Origin of the sequence: Duganella vulcania, assembly GCF_009857655.1 — a bacterium.
Lineage (GTDB): Bacteria > Pseudomonadota > Gammaproteobacteria > Burkholderiales > Burkholderiaceae_D > Rugamonas > Rugamonas vulcania.
The window spans coordinates 1-16,386 of sequence record NZ_WWCX01000035.1; the positions used below are offsets into that span (position 1 = coordinate 1).

Annotated in this window: 16 protein-coding genes; 2 read left to right on the forward strand and 14 right to left on the reverse strand. The window is 63.2% G+C overall.

Features of this window, described 5'->3' with window-relative positions; all coding sequences use genetic code 11:
• Positions 1-69: 69 nt before the first annotated feature.
• Positions 70-453 carry a hypothetical protein gene (locus GTP90_RS18670; protein WP_161084976.1) on the reverse strand — a complete coding sequence of 128 codons (384 nt, stop codon included), beginning with the start codon at positions 451-453 and terminating at the stop codon, positions 70-72.
• Between the two features lie 93 nt (positions 454-546).
• Here GTP90_RS18670 and GTP90_RS18675 point away from each other — a divergent pair, with 93 nt between their 5' ends.
• Positions 547-1,053 carry a MerR family transcriptional regulator gene (locus GTP90_RS18675; RefSeq protein WP_161084977.1) on the forward strand — a complete coding sequence of 169 codons (507 nt, stop codon included), beginning with the start codon at positions 547-549 and terminating at the stop codon, positions 1,051-1,053.
• Positions 1,050-1,397 (forward strand): YnfA family protein, encoded by a 348-nt coding sequence (locus GTP90_RS18680; protein WP_371875079.1) that lies wholly within the window; start codon positions 1,050-1,052, stop codon positions 1,395-1,397. Before GTP90_RS18675 ends, GTP90_RS18680 begins: the two co-directional genes overlap by 4 nt.
• Before the next feature lie 254 nt (positions 1,398-1,651).
• On the opposite strand, the gene GTP90_RS18685 is transcribed toward GTP90_RS18680, so the two are convergent.
• The 13 genes from GTP90_RS18685 to GTP90_RS18745 all read right to left on the reverse strand — a co-directional run bounded on the left by GTP90_RS18685 (position 1,652) and on the right by GTP90_RS18745 (position 15,123).
• Entirely contained in the window at positions 1,652-2,266 is a 615-nt protein-coding gene (locus tag GTP90_RS18685; protein ID WP_161084978.1) for a class I SAM-dependent methyltransferase, read from the reverse strand.
• A gap of 225 nt (positions 2,267-2,491) precedes the next feature.
• A complete protein-coding gene (locus GTP90_RS18690; protein ID WP_161084979.1) occupies positions 2,492-5,632 on the reverse strand; it encodes an efflux RND transporter permease subunit in 3,141 nt (1,046 codons plus the stop codon).
• Positions 5,629-7,185, reverse strand: coding sequence for an efflux RND transporter periplasmic adaptor subunit (locus GTP90_RS18695; protein WP_161084980.1), 1,557 nt, complete (start codon positions 7,183-7,185; stop codon positions 5,629-5,631). Before GTP90_RS18695 ends, GTP90_RS18690 begins: the two co-directional genes overlap by 4 nt.
• The gene (locus GTP90_RS18700) at positions 7,182-8,513 is read right to left on the reverse strand and encodes a TolC family protein (RefSeq protein WP_161084981.1); all 1,332 of its coding nucleotides are present in this window, start codon (positions 8,511-8,513) and stop codon (positions 7,182-7,184) included. The genes GTP90_RS18695 and GTP90_RS18700 overlap by 4 nt, the downstream gene beginning before the upstream one ends.
• A gap of 78 nt (positions 8,514-8,591) precedes the next feature.
• The gene (locus GTP90_RS18705; protein WP_161084982.1) at positions 8,592-8,999 is read right to left on the reverse strand and encodes a hypothetical protein; all 408 of its coding nucleotides are present in this window, start codon (positions 8,997-8,999) and stop codon (positions 8,592-8,594) included.
• A gap of 259 nt (positions 9,000-9,258) precedes the next feature.
• Complete coding sequence (locus GTP90_RS18710) at positions 9,259-10,386, reverse strand: Fic family protein (protein WP_254451935.1); 1,128 nt, start codon at positions 10,384-10,386, stop codon at positions 9,259-9,261.
• A 168-nt stretch (positions 10,387-10,554) separates the two neighbouring features.
• Positions 10,555-10,911 (reverse strand): hypothetical protein, encoded by a 357-nt coding sequence (locus GTP90_RS18715; RefSeq protein WP_254451936.1) that lies wholly within the window; start codon positions 10,909-10,911, stop codon positions 10,555-10,557.
• Complete coding sequence (locus tag GTP90_RS18720; protein ID WP_161084984.1) at positions 10,908-11,243, reverse strand: hypothetical protein; 336 nt, start codon at positions 11,241-11,243, stop codon at positions 10,908-10,910. Before GTP90_RS18720 ends, GTP90_RS18715 begins: the two co-directional genes overlap by 4 nt.
• On the reverse strand, positions 11,240-11,572 hold the full coding sequence (locus tag GTP90_RS18725) for a hypothetical protein (RefSeq protein WP_161084985.1): 333 nt from the start codon (positions 11,570-11,572) through the stop codon (positions 11,240-11,242). The genes GTP90_RS18720 and GTP90_RS18725 overlap by 4 nt, the downstream gene beginning before the upstream one ends.
• A gap of 95 nt (positions 11,573-11,667) precedes the next feature.
• Complete coding sequence (locus GTP90_RS18730) at positions 11,668-12,168, reverse strand: hypothetical protein (protein WP_161084986.1); 501 nt, start codon at positions 12,166-12,168, stop codon at positions 11,668-11,670.
• 304 nt (positions 12,169-12,472) lie between these two features.
• On the reverse strand, positions 12,473-12,685 hold the full coding sequence (locus tag GTP90_RS18735; RefSeq protein WP_161084987.1) for a hypothetical protein: 213 nt from the start codon (positions 12,683-12,685) through the stop codon (positions 12,473-12,475).
• A 766-nt stretch (positions 12,686-13,451) separates the two neighbouring features.
• Positions 13,452-14,021, reverse strand: coding sequence for a restriction endonuclease (locus GTP90_RS18740; protein WP_161084988.1), 570 nt, complete (start codon positions 14,019-14,021; stop codon positions 13,452-13,454).
• A gap of 1 nt (position 14,022) precedes the next feature.
• Positions 14,023-15,123 carry an integrase domain-containing protein gene (locus GTP90_RS18745; protein ID WP_161084989.1) on the reverse strand — a complete coding sequence of 367 codons (1,101 nt, stop codon included), beginning with the start codon at positions 15,121-15,123 and terminating at the stop codon, positions 14,023-14,025.
• Positions 15,124-16,386: the final 1,263 nt, after the last annotated feature.

The following is a 16,386-nucleotide window of genomic DNA, read 5'->3' on the forward strand; positions in this document are numbered from 1 at the left end:
TTCCTCTGACTGGTTAAGGTCTGGTAACCCCAACCTACTCATGAATCACGATGGCCATCTCATCATTGCTCAAGCCTTAGCGCCGAACTCGGCGCCAGCTTCATACACCACTCCGTGGGACACGATCCCAACATTCATCACGGACGCCGCTGGCGAAACCACGTCCGCGCCGCAGGCACCGTGACAACCACAGGTATTTTTCCCAACCCCCATGCGTGATCGGCGCCGATGCAGCAGCCAGCCGAACACTGCAGCGAAAGCGATCGCGGCAGCCCCAGCGACGTACCCGGGATTGATCACATCGTCGAGGCAGTATGCGCCGGCACCGGCGAAGATCGAAGCGGCGATTGGCGCGATCAAGGGGAGGCAGCAAGCCGTGCAGGCGACAGCGGCCGCAACTGCAACACCAGCCCCGGTCGTCGCGACGCCGCGCCATTTGCTAGTCAATGTCATAGGTAATCCTCTCTGGTGATTGAAATACTGCTTGCCTACACCGTAAGACCTAAAGTAACTTCAGGTGCAAGCACTATTTAAAGAAAGACTGATATGCCCGACCTGAATCTCACGATTGGCACGATGTCGACGCAAACGCGCTGCAGCGTGCCAACCATCCGCTACTACGAAAAAATCGGGTTGTTGCCCAGCCCGCAACGTGCGGCGAACGGTCACCGCTACTACCGCGAGGTCGACCTCAAGCGCCTGACTTTCATCAAGCGCTGCAGGGATTTTGGTTTTCCGATCGAGCAAGTGCGCGAACTCACCGATCTGTTCGAGGATGGCGATCGCGCCTGCGTCGAGGTGCGCGAACTGGCGCAGGCGCATCTCGACGAGGTTCGGGCCAGGCTGGCCGAAATGCGCGCGCTGGAAGCGAGCCTGGCGGCCTTCGTCTGCAGTTGCGATACTGCCTGCAGCGGCGGGCTGACCAAGGATTGCGTGATCATCGACGACCTGTCGATGCCTGTGGCTGGCGGCGCCCCCGCTGACGTATCATGCTGCGTCGTCCCAGTTGAAGCCGCTTCGGCATTCACCACCACAGAATTGAAACGCAAATGACTATGGATTCGATCGCGTTAGCGCGCACTTTTGGCTTGTTCTTCGCCACGGCCATTGCCGAGCTGCTGGGCTGCTACCTTCCGCTGTTGTGGCTGACCGGGCGCGGCCCGGCGTGGCTCGCGCTGCCAGCGGCGTTAAGTTTGATGGTGTTCGTTTGGATGTTGACGCTGCACCCGGACGCGAGTGGCCGTGTGTACGCGACCTATGGCGCCGTCTACATTGCGACGGCAATAGGATGGCTGTACTTTGTTGATGGTGTCGTCCCAACTTGGAACGACTACCTCGGCGTCGGCCTGGCACTAGCAGGCGCGGGCGTCATTGCGCTGGGCCACCGGTCGGTGTGATGTCGCCGCTGAGAACAGCGACAATCGGATGATGCCGCATGAGGCAAGCTACGGCCTCGTGTCATTCGTTTTTGTCGTGTGGTAATTAAGAAACCCTCCCCAACTCCGGCGATCGAACGCCTTGCCGCGCACCAGGGCGTTGTATGCACATTGACGGCTGCCGCGCTGTTCGGCGCGAGCGCGCCTTTCAGATATTCATCAAAGGCGCCCGCATCGAGCTCGATGCCTAACATGTTATACCTGTCCCGTGGGCGCTAATCGAGTATGCAATAGCAGTATAGAAATTGCTGTGTCGTTCCGAACGGCGTCTCATGAAATTCGGTGCTGCTCTCGACCAACTTGAAGCGTGTTCCAAATTGGTCGTGCAGTCCCGAGGAGTCGTATCGCACGACATCGAGACCGCTGCATTGCTCGGGACCATCAAGGCCGAACGTGGCGATAATCACGTGACCACCCGGCTTGACAGCTTGCGCCACCCGTTTGACATAGGCGATGCGCTGCGCTTCCTCCGTCAGAAAATGAAAGACCGCGCGATCATGCCATACATCAAAACAAGCGTTGGGCAATGTTGCCTTGGTAATGTCCGCCACCAGCCAATTGACTTGGTCGGACTTTGGGCCGAGACGCTTCTTTGCGACCTCTACGGCGGCTTGTGAAATATCAAGGACACTTACGTGCCGGTATCCCTCCGCAAGCAGATCATCGACCAATGTCGCTTCGCCACCGCCGACATCGATAATTTGAGCGGAGCGATCTGTTGTCGCTCTGGCGATCAATGCAAGGGAGGTTTCGAGATGCTGTCGGTACCAACTGACAGCATCGGAAGCTTTGGTCCGATATACATGGTCCCAATGTTGTTGTTCATTCATGTTCGCCTCAGTTTGTCATGTGTCAGCTCAATGCCAAGTATGCCCCAAACTCTTCGGCAGCAGCGATAGTGATCGTTTTCGCTTTGCGGTCAGTACTCATTGTTGCATTGTATCTAGTCACAGCGTTGATCAAGTCAGGTCGGATTCGGATTTGGAGCAGAATCGCGACCTGCTTGGCGACCGGGGCACCAGGCTCTGGCGTGCCCGGAGTTCTAATTGCCTCCTTCAATCCGTCCGTCGCGCCATGATGGACCTGCGTCGTATCAGCAGATACACGGCCGGCACCACGAACATCGACAGTAGGGGCGCGGTGATCATGCCGCCGACCATCGGCGCCGCGATGCGCTGCATGACCTCAGAGCCGGTGCCCGAACCGATCATGACCGGCACCAGGCCGGCGATGATCACGGCCACCGTCATCGCCTTCGGCCGGACACGTAGCACGGCGCCTTCCCGGATGGCGTCCAGCAGCTCGGCCTCGCCTGGCGTGCCTTGCGCCAGCCGCGCCTCCCACGCGTGCTTCAGGTACAGCAGCATGATCACGCCGAATTCGGCCGACACGCCGGCCAGCGCGATGAAGCCGACGCCGCTCGCGACCGACAGGTTGTGTCCCAGCGCCCACAGCAGCCAGATGCCGCCGGCCAGCGCGAACGGCAGCGTCGCCATGATCAGCGCCGCCTCGTCGACGCGCTTGAAGGTCAGGTACAGCAGCACGAAGATGATCAGCAAGGTCATCGGCACGACCACCTTGAGCTTGGCGGTCGCGCGTTCCAGGTATTCGAACTGCCCGGACCAGGACACCGAGTAGCCTGCCGGCAGCGTGACCTCCTTGGCGACCAGTTGCTGCATCTCGCGCACCGCGGAGCTCAGATCCCGGCCCCGGATGTCGACATACACCCAGCCCGACAGGCGCGCGTTCTCGCTCTTGAGCATGGGCGGCCCGTCGTCGATCCGGATCGTGGCCACGTCGCCAAGGCGGATCTGGGCGCCGCGCTCGGTCAGCATCGGCAGCTCGCGCAATTTCTCGATGGAGTCGCGCACTTCGCGTGGATAGCGCACATTGATCGGAAAGCGCTGCAATCCCTCGACCGTCTCGCCGATGTTGTCGCCGCCGATGGCGCTCGAGACGACGCTCTGCACGCCGGCGATGTTCAGGCCGTAGCGCGCCGCCGCGTCGCGGTCGATATGGATGTCGACGTAGCGGCCGCCGTTGAGCCGCTCGGCCAGCGCGGACGACACGCCAGGCACGCCCTTGACGACCCGCTCGATCTCGCCGGTGATGCGGTCGATCTCCTGCAGGCTCGCGCCGGCCACCTTGACGCCGACCGGGCTCTTGATGCCGGTGGCCAGCATGTCGATGCGGTTGCGGATCGGCGGCACCCAGATGTTGGACAGGCCCGGCACCTTGACGATGCGGTCCAGCTCGGCAACCAGCTTGTCGGTGGTCATGCCGGGCCGCCACTGGTCGCGCGGCTTGAACTGGATGGTCGTCTCGAACATCTCCAGCGGTGCCGGATCGGTGGCCGACTCGGCCCGGCCGGCCTTGCCGAACACGGTCTGCACCTCCGGCACGGTCTTGATCAGACGGTCGGTCTGCTGCAGCAGCTGCGCGACCTTGCCGGCGCCGATGCCGGGCAGGGCGGATGGCATGTACAACAAGTCGCCCTCATCGAGCGGCGGCATGAACTCTCCGCCCAGGCGCGCCATCGGCCAGGCCGTCAGGAGCGCGATCAGTCCGGCCGCGACCAGCGTGGCCTTCGGATGGCGCAGCACGATTTCCAGCAACGGCCGGTACAGCGCGATCAGCCACCGGTTCAGCGGGTTTTTCTGCTCGTCCGGGATGCGCCCGCGAATCAGGTAGCCCATCAGCACGGGGATCAATGTCACCGCCAGGCCGGCGGCCGCCGCCATCGCGTACGTCTTGGTGAAGGCCAGCGGCGCGAACAATCGCCCCTCCTGCGCCTCCAGCGTGAACACCGGAATGAAGGACAGCACGATGATCAGCAGCGAAAAGAACAGCGCCGGACCGACTTCCGCCGCCGCGTCGCCGATCACCGTCCACTGGGCCTCGCCGGCCAGCTTCTGGCCGGGGTGGGCGTGATTCCACGCCTCGATGTGTTTGTGGGCGTTCTCGATCATCACGACGGCCGCGTCGACCATGGCGCCGATGGCGATCGCGATGCCGCCCAGCGACATGATGTTGGCGTTCACGCCCTGGTAGGACATGACGATGTAGGCGATCAGGATGCCCAGCGGCAGGGACACGATGGCCACCAGCGCCGAGCGGATGTGAAACAGGAATACCGCGCACACGAGGGCGACGACGATGAACTCCTCGATCAGCTTGTGCTGGAGATTGTCGACCGCGCGTTTGATCAGGTTGGACCGGTCGTACACGGGGATGATTTCGACGCCGGCCGGCAGGCCTGCCTTGAGCTTGGCGAGTTTGGCTTTGACCGCTTCGATGGTTTCTAGAGCGTTCTTCCCCGAGCGCATGACGATCACGCCGCCGGCGACTTCGCCCTGGCCGTCCAGGTCGGCGATGCCGCGCCGCATCTCCGGCCCCAACTGCACCCGCGCCACGTCGCCCAGGCGTACCGAGACGCCGGCATCGGTCGTCATCAGCGGAATGCTCCGGAAGTCGTCGAGCGTCCGCAAGTAACCCGACGCGCGCACCATGTACTCCGCCTCGCCCAACTCCATGACGGAACCGCCGGTCTCCTGATTGGCCCGCTGCACCGCCTCGATCACCTTGCCATGCGGGATGGCATAGGCGCGCAGCTTGTCGGGGTCCAGCACGATCTGGTACTGGCGCACCATGCCGCCGACGCTGGCCACCTCGGACACGTTCGGCACCGCCTTCAGCTCGAACTTCAGGAACCAGTCCTGGTAGGCGCGCAGCTGTGACAGGTCAAGCTTGCCGCTGCGGTCGACCAGCGCGTATTCATAGATCCAGCCGACGCCGGTCGCGTCCGGGCCGAGCGCCGCCTTGGCCTGGGGCGGCAGGCGCGCTTGCACCTGGTTCAGGTATTCGAGCACGCGCGACCTGGCCCAGTAGGGATCGGTGCCGTCCTCGAACAGGATGTAGACGAAGGAGTCGCCGAAGAAGGAATAGCCGCGCACGGTTTTCGCGCCGGGCACCGACAGCATGGTGGTGGTCAGCGGGTAGGTCACCTGGTTCTCGACGATCTGCGGCGCCTGGCCCGGGTAACTGGTGCGGATGATCACCTGGACATCCGACAGGTCGGGAATCGCGTCGAGCGGCGTGCGCGACAGCGACCAGACGCCCCACGCGGCGATGAACACGGTCGCCAGCAGGACCAGGAACCGGTTGGTGATCGACCAACGTATCAGTTTCGCGATCATTTCCTGACTCCCGTGGGAGCCTGGGGCAGCTTCATGTCGTCCATCGCCTTGCCGCTCGGCGCGTCCGCGACCGGGGACATCGCGACGATCTCGAAGGCGCCGTCCTGGCGCTCCCGGATGTCGAAGGCGACGCGGTCGCCCACACCGACATTGCGCGGCAGGCCCGCTGGCGGCGCCTTGAACCCCATGGTCATCGCGCCCCATCGCAGCGTGGCGATAGGGCCGTGGGAAATGGTGACCTCGCCGTCGCCGATGCGCTCCACCTTGCCTTCGCCGTGGTGGAGCGGGGCGGTGGGAGCGGACGACTGGGCGTTGCCCATCCGGGTCGCCGTCCCCTTCAGACTGGCCTCGGAATCGAGCAGGAACTGGCCCGACAGGACGATCTTCTGCCCGGCGGCAAGGCCCTTGCGGATTTCTGTCATGCCATTGCCTTCGCCTCCGGGCTCCACGTCGACGGGCCGGAACTTTCCACCATCCTGCGCCAGTATCACGACGCTGCGCGCGCCGGTCTGGATCACCGCCTCCGACGGCACCAGCAACACTTCGGCGCCGCGATTGGAGGCGAAGGTGATCGTGGCGAACATGCCGGGCACCAGTTGTCCGCCCGTGTTCGCCAGTTCGATCCGCGCCTTGAGCGTGCGCGTGGCCGCGTTCACCTCCGGCAAGACCGCGCCGACCTTGCCCTTGAAGACGCTTGCCGGCAGCGCTGGGGTTCGCGCCTCGACCGCGTCGCCCGGCCGCACCCTGGCCGCCAGGTTCTCGGGCACGTCCGCGTTTACCCACACCGTGGATAGGCCGTTGATGCGGAACAGCAGCGTCCCCGGTGCCACCGTCATGCCTTCGCGGGCGCCCAGTTCGCCGACCACGCCGCCGACAGGCGCGGAGATGGTAATGCGAGGGTGCATCTTGCCGCTCGATTCGACCAGCCGGATCTGCGCGTCGGACATGCCGGCCAGCCGCATGCGCTGGCGGGCGCCGTCGACCAGCGATGTGGTGTCGCCTCCCTGCATGCGGCGGGCGGCCAGGTAGTCTTCCTGCGCCGCGATCCAGTCGGGGACGTACAGCTCGGCCAGCGGCTGTCCCTGTTTGACCGGGTCGAGCGGCGCGCGCACATACAGGCGCTCGATGTATCCATTGCGGCGGGCCTGGACCACCGCCACATCGCGTTCGTTGTAGGCGACGCTGCCGACCGCGGAGACGCCGGAAGGCAGCCTGCCCGTGGTGACCAGCGCCGTGCGCACGCCCAGGTTCTGCTGCACGCGGGGGCTGATGGAGACGGCACCGTCATCGCCATCTGCACCGGCATAGACCGGCACCAGTTGCATGTCCATGAACGGCGACTTGCCGGGCTTGTCGAACTTTTGGCCCGGCACCATCGGGTCGTGCCAGTAGAGTGGCTTCTTGCCGGTCGCGTCGGCGGACGCCGCCGTTGTACCGGTGTCGGCCGGCATGGTTTTCATGCCCTGTTGCAGGCCGAACCGGTAGGCGGCGTATCCGCCGGCGGCGGCGACGGCGATCGCGATCAGGAGCGCCAGTATTTTCTTGTTCTTCATTGGGATTCCTGTGGATGATTCATGGGGGCATGCTGGACGGCTTCGCCATCTGGAAAGAGGAAGTTCAGTTGCGCCCATAGCCGCGCGGTGTCGAGCTCCAGCTGGAGTGCCTGCATGCGCATTTCCGCCTCGTTGCGCCTGGCCGCCAGCACTTCGACCAGCGTCGCCTTGCCGCCGCGGTAGGCGGCCAGCGTCGCCTGGCTGCGTTCACCGGCCAGCGGCAGCACTTCGCGCTGGTACCGGGAGACTCGCTCCTTTCCACTCTGCCACTCGACGATCAGGGCACGTGTTTCGGCGACGTGCTCGCGCAGCATCTCGTCGCGCTCGGCCTTGGCCTGCTCGACCAGCGCGAGCTTGGCGGCCAGTTCCCGATCCTGCCGGTTCTTCCTGTCCCACTGCAGCGGCACCGAAATCCCGACCGACACCATGTTCGAATAGGCCGAGCCGCGCTGCTGGAACGCGACCTCCACGCTCCAGTCGGTGCGTTGGTTGGCCTGCGCCAGGTTGGCGTCCGCCTGCGCGATCTCCTCCTGCCGGTTCAATACCGCGATCTGCGGGTGGTGGGCGAGGTCGCGGTCGAGCGAGGCGGGATCCAGGCGGATTCTGTCGACGTCGGGCGCTCCGGCCACGGTGCTCTCGCCGCCGGTCCAACGGGCCAGCCTGGTTTGGGCGACGCGCAGCCGGCGGCTTATCTCGCTGCCCCGGTCGTCGAGCGTGAGCAAGGCGGCGCGGGCGGCGAGGATGTCGGCCTGGCCGCCGCGCCCGCCACGGTAGGCCGCCTCGGCCGCTTCGATCTCCTGGCGCGACGTGGCCGCCTGCCGGGCGACGACCTCGGCCATCTGTCCCGTGTAAAACACCTCCAGCCAAGCAAGCGCGGTGTCGCGCTGAATCGCGGCGATGGCAACGTCCTTTTCAGCCTGGGCCTTGTCCGCCTCGCGTTCAAACCGCGCCGAACGCCAGCGCAATTTGTCGGCGCGCGTCAATTCCTGCGACACGCCGACACGGCGCATGGTCATGAAATCATTGCCCAGGCTGAGCCGATCGGAGCCACTGACCGGCAGATTGTCGATGCCGACCTTGAGGACGGGGTCGGGCAGCTGGCCGGCCGCGACCGCCATTTCATGCGACGCAGTCGCCGCCTGATCCCGGGCGCTCAGCTGGCGCGACCGGGCGACTGCTTGTTGTTGGGCCTGACCCAGCGTGAGCGGCTGGGATTGCGCCGGCGCTGCGGGCGCGGCGGCAAGGAAGGCGAGGGCGACACCGATCACCGACCAAGTGCGTGGACGGCCGGTGCGCGCATGAAAATGCACGAATTGCGGGGATGACATGGAACCTCCAGAATGCGATGGACAACATCGCGCTCGCCGGCCTCGGCGACGCGATGACGAACTAGGCGGTCTGGGGGATTAAATGCGGAAACAGCAGTTGCGGATGGCGACAGGCGGGGCGGTCGTGCGCGCCAGGGCGATCGGCCGGTAAGACGGTGTGTGGGAATTCAAGCCAGCATCGATATGCTGCAGCTCCAGTATCAGCGCGCTTGGGACGAATGGCGGCACGTCCGCCGCCGGTGATTTGTCGAGAGGCTGCTTGGCGGGTTCGCCATGCGCGTGCAGATCACAGAGCTGGGGCTGCCCTGGATCCATGCCCTGGCAGTTTTGCATGTCGGCCACGGTGGCCTGGGCCGACACGGCGCCACCCTGGCTTCCCGCCGGCACGCCCGGACACACGTACGACGCCACGGCAAGCTGCACGTACAGCATGCTGAGCAGTGCGATGATGGCCGTCAAAAGGCGCGTGGAACGGGAGGTCTTCATGGGGAAAGCGATGTTGATGGTCCGGTTAGCGTATGTTGGATCAATTGGGGCGTCAAGTGCCTGCGAGCGAGCGTAACACTTGACCTGACATCAGTCGCCCCAAAGTTCGAATCCTTACATCCAATATGGCGGTTGCCACCGTGGGAAGGTCAACCGCTATTTGATAAACCGGCGGGCGCCTGGCGCCGCGCTTTGGTCAAAGGAATAACATTGCCGGCATCGTCGTAATTCACGCTACCCTTGTTCAGCTACCTCGCCGTCATCGGGAAAGCAGCGCGATGTAGGCTTGATAGCCAAAGCTGCGGTTCTTGCGCTGTCCCGTCATCTCGGTCACGATGCCCAGATCGGACAGCGCCTTGACCGCCGCATTGGCGGTGGGGTAGGTTGTGGTTAGCCGCTGTTTGACCTGTTCGACGGTAAAGCGCGGCATCATGGGCAGCGATTCGAACAGGCGGTAGGCGATGGCGCCGGCTTTCGGCGACTCCAGCAGGCGGCGGCGGTCGTTGGCGATGAGAGTGGCCAGGTCGACGATGGTGTGTTCGGCCTGCGCGGCGGCGACCGCGACACCGTCGAGGAAGAAGGCGATCCAGGACTCCCAATCGCCCTCCGTGCGCGTGCCGGACAGCCGGCGGTAGTATTCGACCTGGTGCTGTTTCAGGTAGCCGCTGATGTAGAGCAGCGGTGCCTGCATCAACTGCCAGTGCTCCATCAGCGTGGAAATCAGGAGCCGGCCCATCCTGCCGTTACCGTCGAGGAACGGGTGGATCGTTTCGAATTGGGCGTGAACCAGGGCGACCTTCACCAGCGGTGGTAGATCGCTGTTTTCGGCATGGATAAAGCGTTCCAGATCCGTCAACAACGCTGCCACGCGTTCCGGCGGCGGGGGAACGAAGACAGCGTTGCCAGGGCGCGTGCCGCCGATCCAGTTTTGCGAGCGGCGCAATTCACCTGGCTGCTTGCCAGCGCCGCGCACGCCATCGAGCAGCAGGCGGTGGGCGTCGCAGATGAGGCGCAGGCTCACGGGCAGGCCGCTTTCAGACCGCAGGTTGTCGTGCACAAAGCGGAATGCGCGCAGGTAGTTGGTCACTTCCTCGACGTCGTCCGCATTGCTCACCTCGAGGCCTGCTTCGTTGTCGAACAGGTCGTCGAGCGTCGCCTGCGTGCCCTCGATCTGGGACGTCAGCAGCGCTTCCTTGCGCACTGCGCCATACAGCAGCCAATCCTCGGACGGCACCAGACCGGCCACGCCGTTCAGCCTGGCCAGCGCGAGTTCCGCCGCACGATTGGCCGCGCCATAGGCGTCGGGCTGCAACGGCGGCGTGTCCGGCGGCAGCGGGTGCGGCACAAAAGCCTGAACGCTTTCGCCGAGTGTCGTGGTTGTGATCATGGCGCCAGTCGTACGAGACATTTTTAAAGATTCCTTTAATACGTGCATTCATATTAAAGCATTCTTTAATTCGCGTCCGGGTAAACAAGCGATCCTAGTGATGGAACGCCACGACAGATGTCAATGAAACGTCCCCGGCCGAAACCGGGGGCGTATCGTGCTGCCGCTTCACTCTTCATGGAACGCGCCGTCGGCCCCGTACCAGACCTGGCGATTGCCGGTCAGTTTTACCCTGTCTATCTCAACCTGTTCGAACATGGATTCCGGGACATGGATCCCCAGTTCAATGAGCTTGGTCCTGAAGTCGGCAAGCGTCAGTTCGAACGGGTTGGGTTCGTCCAGGTTCGAGTACAGGAACGGTTCGTCTTCCTCGCTTTCGCCCGCGTCCGTCAACGCTGCCGCGAGGGGATGGGGGCCAAAGTATTCGATCACCATGAAATAGTGCCCGATCGGCCGGTCCCATCCAAGCAGGACCGAGACAGGCTGTCCGGAGTGCATCGTGCGGAAGTGGTGCTGACTCATCATATTCCTCCCTCAATGTAGGTTAAGTGGACGCGCCGCAGGATGGCGTCGATGCCCGCGCGGGGCGAGGCGAAGTCGCTTGCCACGACATGCGCCCCGCGTGCCGCGTCGTCGTGGCCGCAAGTCCATTCGTGTGCCAACGCCGTGTTGTCCGCAATCGACAGCGGCGGGGCATGCTGGTCCAGCCTGTGCGACAGCGCGCCGTCGCGATACGCGCTCATCATCAGATCGGTACGGATGGCTGCAGCCAGATCCGGTTCGCGCTGTTGCACATGCATGGCGAAAATCCAGAGCAGCCGCATGTGCAATGCGCCGAGCGGGTCGCAAGCGTTCATGACGGCCTCCGGTCATTGCTGTCGCACGTCACGATAGCCGGTTTCTTCTGGCTTGCCTGGCGCAGGCGCTTGCATGCCTTGACATGGCCCACCTGGGCACCGCCATGCCTGGCGCAGATATCGCGGGCGGAGCAGAGTTGGCCGGTGGTCAGATCGCAGAAGCCAAAACAGATCAGGTTGGTGCGGATGAAGCGACAACCGTCCCGTGCGGCGAAGCGACGGCCTGGCGGCAACTCCTCCAGACACAGCGCTGGGTCGCCCAGGTCTGCCGCCGGATGGTCTGGCACGGCGGGGGTCTCGTACCCATTGCTCGAAATAGTGCTACGCATGATATTTCCTCCTCGTGCAATCGTTGATCAGGCAAGGTAGGGGCGCGACAGGCAAGCGCGCCCCGGGGACAACAGGGGCCGCTTGCCCCTTTGCTTCAGGCCGATTTGGCGATGTGGTCGGGCGTGACAACCGGTCCGACCTGCGCTGCGCTTGCGCCGGGCGGGCAGGACCGTTTGCTCGCCGAGGAAGCACGTTTCGCTGGTGCCTTGCTCGGTCGCGTGGGAGTGGCGCCGCCATCGCACACATCGAGCGCGACGTCGCCGCTGAACCGCGCCAGAGCGCGTATGCTGCGCATGATCGAAGCCACCGCGCCTGCGGGCATCAGTACCATCAGTACCGCAGACCGCAGGATGACGCGCACGGCGTTCGCGACGCGTTTGGCGCGTGCCTCGCGCTGCCGCTGCCGTCGCATGGACTGCTTGCAACGCAGGTAAAGCCCGGGATATCGCGTGCGGCTGTCGACATCCTTGTCCATGTGGGCAATGAGTTCGGCCGCGAGATCAGGGTCGTTGGCGTTCCGGTAGAACGAGACCCAGACTTTTTCTTCCTCTTCGGCCGCAGGCATGCGCCGGAAATACGGACGTTGTTGCTCCATGATGACCTCCATTGTTAGCGTGAGGCCAAGCGGTCCCGTGGGACTGGCATGGTCCCACAGGGTTACGAAAAATATTAGTCAGCGACCAGTTCCACCTATAGCGGGTCGGCATATGGATCGCTGTCTTCAAACCCACAGTCTGGGCAGTAGACGCTCCAGTGTCGGTTGATACAGCCGCCGTCAAGGGTTTCCCAAAATCGGTATTCGCAGATTGGCGCGCCACATTCCTTGCAGGCGTCGATCAATGTTTCATTGTCGAGCTCCATGCCACCCGGTTCAACGCCAGGGCCGTATACGGTTGTCATCAGTTTTCTCCCAAGGGTTTGTCGTCTTCGTCCTTGAAGCCGCACACCGGACACTGGATACTCCAGTGTTCGAACAGGCTGCCGCGTTGGAGCGATTGCCAAAGCCGGTAGACAGCCTGCTCACAGCTGCACCGGATGCAGTCGGCGATGTACGTCTCGTTCGCCAAGGGTGCAGATGATGCAGGAGTAGATTGCGAATTGCTCTCGTTCATATTGGCTCCCATCGATAAAGTGTCGTTGCCCCATTTCCGCAAAGCCAGTGGAGCCCGGGATGTCCCCATGCGGCTGCTTTCCAAGGTGGGAGCAGAAGCGCGGGCTGTCGGCCGGAGGTATCGTTGGCATTGGCCATGCGGTGGGCCGCCAGGCCGGTTCTGAACGCCGCCAAACTGGGACACGCGTGTCCGTTGATTTCATGTTCGGCCGACGACCTTCCTGTCCCACCGAGCAGCACGCAGCATTCCGCACGTCGAGGGCTTTGATTGATTTCGTTCATGATGTTTTCTCCATCCAGGCTGGGCATGCGCAAAGAACGTTCACTGCGTGACCCATGGGCGTAAAAAAAACAGGCCCGAAGTTCCGAAGAACCTGGGCCTGACCAGTCGCCGGCGATTGAAATGCCGCGACCTCGCCGGAACAACTCCGTTCCGGTGACAGGTGACGTTTGACGCGTCACGGTAGAGATGTCGCCAGAGGCGACTTCGGTCGAGATGCAACCGAGACCAGAGGGCGGGTGACGTCCGCGGCGCCTGACACCTTGGCAGATGTCAGGCCCTGGCTTGTTCGCGATGAGCAAGGACAGGGGCGATGTGAGAGCGATTCCCACGGATAGCAGGATCAGTGTGGCACCTCGGGCACGAAGATTCAAGGCTGCGCGGCGCGATCGGACCAAACATTCAAATTTATTTGTACGAGATAGCTGTGAAGAATCGTCTGGCACTTTCAAAGCGGCGAGGCCTTCCGTTTGCCTCCGAAAGAACATCACTTCCGAGCCGGCGGGGCAGCGGAGCCGTTGTCATTGCTTTGCGGCGGTGGAAGCCGCCGTGAGCAGACCAGTGCCAGAAGGCGATCTCCGCTGATCAGGATGATGCGCCGGTCTTTCAGGTGGTGATGGGCGGCCGAACCCGTGCGGCCACAGTGCACGAAACAGCCCCGATGGTGGCCGCTTCTGGCCAACGCGGCGCCAAACGCGGTGATATGACCGTGGTTGATGTGCGCGCCATACCACTTCGCCTGAAGGGCATGCCAGCCGCCACCCGGTATCCATACGCGGCCGTCGATGCCGCCATCGCCGGAATAGCGCAAGTTGCGGACCACGAATGCGCCCGCCTCCTCAAAGGCACACAGGACAAGCTCCTCGAACACGAGTGGATCGATTTTGCGCAAATAGGCAAACAATCGCGCCTCGGCCGCTACTCCTCGTATCGTCCGAAGCTTCGTCAGCACGCGGCGAGCTTGGCGCACGCGTCGCTGGTGTTCGGGCAGACCGCGTAGCCGAAACCAATTGAATACCCTCGATGCCGCGTGAATCAGATTAATCAGACGCCACATATTACGGCTCTCCGCACGTGCTGATGGCGCAGGGTTCATCGTCGCTACGATGCTCGGTGACGTGCAGGCATGGCGAACCCAGATACGCATTGCTGATCTGCGGCCGGTTGTGTCCAAGTTGACGGGCGACCTCGTGATAGGCCGCGCGCATGGTGTCCGGGTCGACGCACGGATCGTTTCCTCGCACCGGCGGCTGCACGCTGGCGATATCGAAGTACAGGTCTCCCGCGAACTCATGGCGCAGGCCATGCGGCGTGACCCCCAGGGTCTTCTTGGTTAGTCCCGCCGTGCGCACGACGTTGGAGAACAGGTCGAGCGACTGCTTAAGCGTCAAGCCTGGCCGGCCCAAGTCAGAGTGCGGGAAACGGGCGATCTCCTTGGCGCAGGCCAGGGCGTCGCGCTGCGCCTGGGTGCGGATCGCCGCGAAGCGTAGCCTGCCGCCCTTGGTGCCACGCTTGATCCGCAGGAAGCTGACATACCGACTGATCGCCGCGCAACTCGAGGGCAACGCGAAATCAGGCACCTCCGCCACGTGCGGGCGAAACATGACCGCCTCCTTCCTACGGAGGCCGAACGCCATCGCCATGCGCAGTTGCGCCGCGACATATAGGTCGATCTTCGCGACGGCGCGGATCGATGCGTCGACATCAATGCCGTTGCCAGTCCATCCTTTGTCGATCTGCGCGCAGTACGTGCGGCGCACCAGTTGCGGGTGGGACGTGTAGCGTTCGGCGTCCCGGACCAGGCCAGGCTTGCCGATCCAGGATGCGTACACCCGCAGGAAGGAGAGCTGTTGCTGGATGTAGGCGGCGCTGTAAGGGTGGGTACGAAGTTGCAGTTTGGCGGATGCGTCGCCCAGGCATGTCTGCAGCTGCGGATCAGCCGTCCAGTAGCGCATCAAGACATCGATGTGCGCCCCGCTCAGGTTAGCTGGCGCGGGCTGGAAGCCGAGCGCACGCAGGGTGCGAAATGCGCGGAACAAGCCTTTCTTCCGCGCGTCCATGGTGCTATGCGAAACCAGTTTATTCCGCACGGCGTGGCGAGTATTGTGCGCGGCGATCACCGCGTCAAGTTGGATCTTCCAGTCGCTATTGTTTGCCATGATGGCCCTCCCGAACCGCCGGTGCGCGACGGTCTGTCGCATCGATCATGCTGCGCGCGGTGTGCGTCCGTCGAACTAAAGTTTGCTTTTTCATGATGACCTCAATGTCGATCGCCGTGCCGCCGTCCGGAACACGTGCCCGATGGCGAACCCAATCGTCGCGCCGTGCGCTGGTCGCCGGAAGCGCGCGGCATCAGGCTTCACTACGCTACCGATGCAGCCTGGGGCACCGTGATGTGGATAGGGCTATCGCTGCCAACGCGAACGGCAATCGTAAAAATGCTCCAGTGAAGTGCCGACGAAATTTCTTCCGATTGGCAGATCCCCGCTTCGCGAGCGGGCAGTGCGGTCCGTGCCGCAAAGACCCCGGACATGCCGGACCCATACCTGGGATTTGATGTGTGCGACCCTTCCCGCCGTTATCCCCGGCCCTGCCACCAGGCCGCCGTGCGTTCCCAAGACAAGCAGCGTGCTCGAAGCCAATAGGCGACGCGGCACGAAGCCATCGCATGTGCGATGGGCGCGAGGGTGAAGGATGTTTGAATGTAGAACCATGCACGCCGTGAAGACGGCGGGCGCGCGGTCTGGCCGCTGCGCGACAGGGCCCGCCGCAGTCTGGCTGCAACGGGAAAGTTCAGGGTTGAATCCTGAACGAAGTGGGCATCTGCTGCGATCAGACCGCAGCGAGCCGATAGGCGCGGGAACAGGGCGCCACATACGGCACGCATCCCTTGAAGGGTAACGCGTGCCTGACATACCTCGCCGTTGATACGGCGCGTTCGCATAGATTGCGAACCAATTCGGTGGGCAGGTGACGACTGCGACGGCCGGTTGGGGACACGATGTCCCGGGATACGGCACCCAGACAGCGCTTACAGCATAGCCTCAGCGACCGGAAAGATCAAGGTGACAGTTCACGCCTGTTGATGCGGCCGGAACCCGCGTGCAATGCGTGGAAGGGGGCTGCCAGTTTGACGTGTCGAATATTTGTGGTTGATGGCTCGTTTATTTTGTAAACGGCCGAAGGAAGTATTACGCCCTTGACAGCCATGACCTTCGTGATACCTCTGTTTGTAGCGACGTTGATCTTGGCCGTCCCTTCGACGCTACCTGGGATCAGACATCGCGCACTGAGTTGATATGGAGGCGATGCGCAGACGCGTTGGCGTCGACCTTGCACCGACCTCTGTTTTTGAATCGAGCGGAAATGTGGTTGGGCTGCTGTGGACTTGAAGCTGAACGCAAATGGCACCGCTTTTTACA

Excerpts from the sequence above, each read along its gene's own strand:
- GTP90_RS18670 (WP_161084976.1), bottom strand. The coding sequence starts at position 453 with ATGACATTGACTAGCAAATGGCGCGGCGTCGCGACGACCGGGGCTGGT.
- GTP90_RS18675 (WP_161084977.1), top strand. The coding sequence starts at position 547 with ATGCCCGACCTGAATCTCACGATTGGCACGATGTCGACGCAAACGCGC.
- GTP90_RS18680 (WP_371875079.1), top strand. The coding sequence starts at position 1,050 with ATGACTATGGATTCGATCGCGTTAGCGCGCACTTTTGGCTTGTTCTTC.
- GTP90_RS18685 (WP_161084978.1), bottom strand. The coding sequence starts at position 2,266 with ATGAATGAACAACAACATTGGGACCATGTATATCGGACCAAAGCTTCC.
- GTP90_RS18690 (WP_161084979.1), bottom strand. The coding sequence starts at position 5,632 with ATGATCGCGAAACTGATACGTTGGTCGATCACCAACCGGTTCCTGGTC.
- GTP90_RS18695 (WP_161084980.1), bottom strand. The coding sequence starts at position 7,185 with ATGAAGAACAAGAAAATACTGGCGCTCCTGATCGCGATCGCCGTCGCC.
- GTP90_RS18700 (WP_161084981.1), bottom strand. The coding sequence starts at position 8,513 with ATGTCATCCCCGCAATTCGTGCATTTTCATGCGCGCACCGGCCGTCCA.
- GTP90_RS18705 (WP_161084982.1), bottom strand. The coding sequence starts at position 8,999 with ATGAAGACCTCCCGTTCCACGCGCCTTTTGACGGCCATCATCGCACTG.
- GTP90_RS18710 (WP_254451935.1), bottom strand. The coding sequence starts at position 10,386 with ATGATCACAACCACGACACTCGGCGAAAGCGTTCAGGCTTTTGTGCCG.
- GTP90_RS18715 (WP_254451936.1), bottom strand. The coding sequence starts at position 10,911 with ATGATGAGTCAGCACCACTTCCGCACGATGCACTCCGGACAGCCTGTC.
- GTP90_RS18720 (WP_161084984.1), bottom strand. The coding sequence starts at position 11,243 with ATGAACGCTTGCGACCCGCTCGGCGCATTGCACATGCGGCTGCTCTGG.
- GTP90_RS18725 (WP_161084985.1), bottom strand. The coding sequence starts at position 11,572 with ATGCGTAGCACTATTTCGAGCAATGGGTACGAGACCCCCGCCGTGCCA.
- GTP90_RS18730 (WP_161084986.1), bottom strand. The coding sequence starts at position 12,168 with ATGGAGCAACAACGTCCGTATTTCCGGCGCATGCCTGCGGCCGAAGAG.
- GTP90_RS18735 (WP_161084987.1), bottom strand. The coding sequence starts at position 12,685 with ATGAACGAGAGCAATTCGCAATCTACTCCTGCATCATCTGCACCCTTG.
- GTP90_RS18740 (WP_161084988.1), bottom strand. The coding sequence starts at position 14,021 with ATGTGGCGTCTGATTAATCTGATTCACGCGGCATCGAGGGTATTCAAT.
- GTP90_RS18745 (WP_161084989.1), bottom strand. The coding sequence starts at position 15,123 with ATGGCAAACAATAGCGACTGGAAGATCCAACTTGACGCGGTGATCGCC.